The sequence below is a fragment of the Micrococcus sp. PSi08 genome (assembly GCF_054960655.1).
On the sequence record NZ_JBHNYP010000056.1, the window covers coordinates 1 to 2,460 of the forward strand.

At 77.2% G+C, this 2,460-nt stretch carries 2 protein-coding genes; one reads left to right on the forward strand and one right to left on the reverse strand.

All coding sequences use genetic code 11. From position 1 onward, the window contains the following. Positions 1 to 143: 143 nt before the first annotated feature. The gene (locus tag ACFI33_RS11715) at positions 144 to 737 is read right to left on the reverse strand and encodes a methylated-DNA--[protein]-cysteine S-methyltransferase (RefSeq protein ID WP_036338176.1); all 594 of its coding nucleotides are present in this window, start codon (positions 735 to 737) and stop codon (positions 144 to 146) included. Between the two features lie 72 nt (positions 738 to 809). Between ACFI33_RS11715 and ACFI33_RS11720 the strand changes: the two genes are divergently transcribed. After that, entirely contained in the window at positions 810 to 2,408 is a 1,599-nt protein-coding gene (locus tag ACFI33_RS11720; RefSeq protein ID WP_036338179.1) for a TIGR01777 family oxidoreductase, read from the forward strand. Positions 2,409 to 2,460: the final 52 nt, after the last annotated feature.

Consider the following 2,460-nt stretch of genomic DNA (forward strand, 5'->3'; position numbering starts at 1 on the left):
TCGTTCCCCGGCGCCCGACGCCGACCCCCGGCCACCCGGCCACCCGAGACGGCTCCCCGCCCGCAACGCGGGTTGAGTTGTCACGGGTGTGCGTGCCCCGGACCCGTGACAACTCAACCGACGTTGCCGTGGCGAGGGGGTGGTCAGCCCGCGTGGGCCGCCTCGTGGGCCAGCAGGGCCTGCTTCGCGGCGGTGCCGTAGAGGTAGTGGCCGGCCGCGCCGTCGGCGCGCACCACGCGGTGGCAGGGCACGACGACGGCCACCAGGTTGGCGGCGCACGCCCCGCCGGCGGCGCGCACGGCCCGCGGGGCCCCGCACCGTTCGGCCAGGCCGCCGTAGGTGGCGGGGGAGCCGGGGGCGATGCCGCGCAGCTCCCGCCACGCCCGCTGCCGGAACGCGGTGCCCGGCTGGGTGACGTCGAGGGCGTCGAGCGCGGCCACGTCCCCCGCGGCGTAGGCGGCCAGGGCGTCGGCGACGGGCTGGGACGCACCCGGACGCGGTTCCACGGGGCGCGGGTTCATCTCGCGGTCGGCGGTCTCCGGGTCCAGGGCCACGAGCCGGTCCATGAGCGTCTCGAGGAGGCGCCCGATCGCGGCGGCGGGGGGCTCCGAGTCCTCCGGCACGGCCACGCCGGAGGCGCGCACCGTCTGGTCCTCGGGGGAGAAGACGGCCACGAGGGTGAGCTCGGTGGCGGGCAGGGCGGCGGCGGTCCAGCGCAGCTCGGGAAGCAGGTCCATCCCCTCATTGTCCTGCACGGCCCGGCCCGGACAGGTGTTCGCGCGTCCCCTCCCTGTGTCAGGCTGGCGTCCATGACCGAGATCCGCGTCTTCGAGCATCGCACCCTCCTGCGCCACCCGCGTGAGGTCGTCTTCCGCTGGCTGGAGAACCCCGGCGCGCTGGAGCGGCTCACCCCGCCCTTCGCCGGCGAGGTGGTCCAGGGGCCCACGGACGGCCTCCGCGTGGGCTCCGAGTCGCGGCTGCGCATCCAGGCCCCCGGGGCGGCCGGCCTGTTCGCCGGCGCGGCCCACGGGATGCTCACCGGCCTGCTGCCGGACGCCGTCGCCTCCCGCCTGCCCGGTGGGGCCGCGCCCGCGGTGCCGTGGCGAGCCCGCCACACGGCCTACGAGGAGGGCCGCATGTTCCGGGACGAGATGGTCTCCGGTCCCCTCGCCTCCTGGCGGCACACCCACCTGCTCGACGACGCCGCGCCCGGTGAGGCGGACACGGCGGACGGCCGGCGCGGCACGGTCGTGACGGACCACATCGAGTACGCCCTGCCGGGGGAGTCCCTGGTGTCCCGCGTGCCCGGTCTGGGCGCCGCGGCCTCGCGCCGCACCCACGAGGCGTTCGAGGCGGAGCTGGGCCGCCAGTTCGCCTACCGCGCCCGCGTGATGGCCGATGACCTGGACTTCCACGCCGCCCACCCCGGCCCCCTCGTCGGCGGGCCGGCCCGCACGGTCGCCGTGACGGGGTCCGGTGGACTGATCGGTCGGCAGCTCTGTGCCCTGCTCACCACCGGCGGCCACCGCGTCATCCGGCTCGTGCGGAGCCCGAAGAGGGCCGGTGCGCTGGACGCGGCGCTGTGGGACCCCGGCCGGGAGACCGTGGATGAGGACGCCCTGGCCGAGGCCGACGTCGTCGTGAACCTGGCGGGCGAGCCCATCGCGGGCCGGTTCACGGACGCGCACAAGGAGGCCGTGCACGACTCGCGCGTCCGCGGCACGCGCACCCTCGTGGACGCGCTCGCCCGGATCGCCGCACGGGAGGGGGACGACGCGCGGGTGCGGGCACTCGTGAACGGCTCGGCGATCGGGTACTACGGGGCGGACGCGGGCACGGGCCCGTTCGGCAGCGGCCTCGTCGAGGATCTGGAGCCCGGGGACGACTTCCTCGCCGAGGTCGTCGCGGACTGGGAGGCGGAGGCCCGGCGCGCCGAGGCGGCCGGCATCCGGGTGGCGATGCTGCGGACCGGCGTGGTGCTGAGCCCGGCCGGAGGCATGCTGCAGCAGGTGCTGCCGCTGTTCCTCGCGGGCCTCGGCGGCCCGGTCGCGACCTCGGGCGGGGAGAGCCACGACGGCAGCCCGTGGCTGAGCTGGATCGGTGCCGATGACATCGCCGGCGCCTTCGCCCACGCGGTGATCGACGACGGCGTCACCGGCCCGGTGAACGCGGTGGCGCCGGAGCCGGTCACGGCCCGGGAGTTCGCCACCGTCCTCGGGCGGGTGCTGCACCGGCCGGCGGTCATCCCGGTGCCCGACGCCGGGCCGCGCCTACTGTTGGGTGAGGAGGGCCGGGTGGAGACCGTGGCGGCGGACCAGAAGGTCGTGGCGGACCGACTGGTCGCCTCCGGCTACGACATGCGCGACCCCGAGCTGGAGGGCGCGTTGCGCCACGTGCTCGGGCGGTGACGGGGTGGGGGGGGGGGCCCCCCCCCCCCCCCCCCCCCCCCCCCGCCATACC

Bases quoted from the DNA above. Each gene is read 5' to 3' on its own strand.
- ACFI33_RS11720 (WP_036338179.1), top strand. From the start codon at position 810: ATGACCGAGATCCGCGTCTTCGAGCATCGCACCCTCCTGCGCCACCCG.
- ACFI33_RS11715 (WP_036338176.1), bottom strand. From the start codon at position 737: ATGGACCTGCTTCCCGAGCTGCGCTGGACCGCCGCCGCCCTGCCCGCC.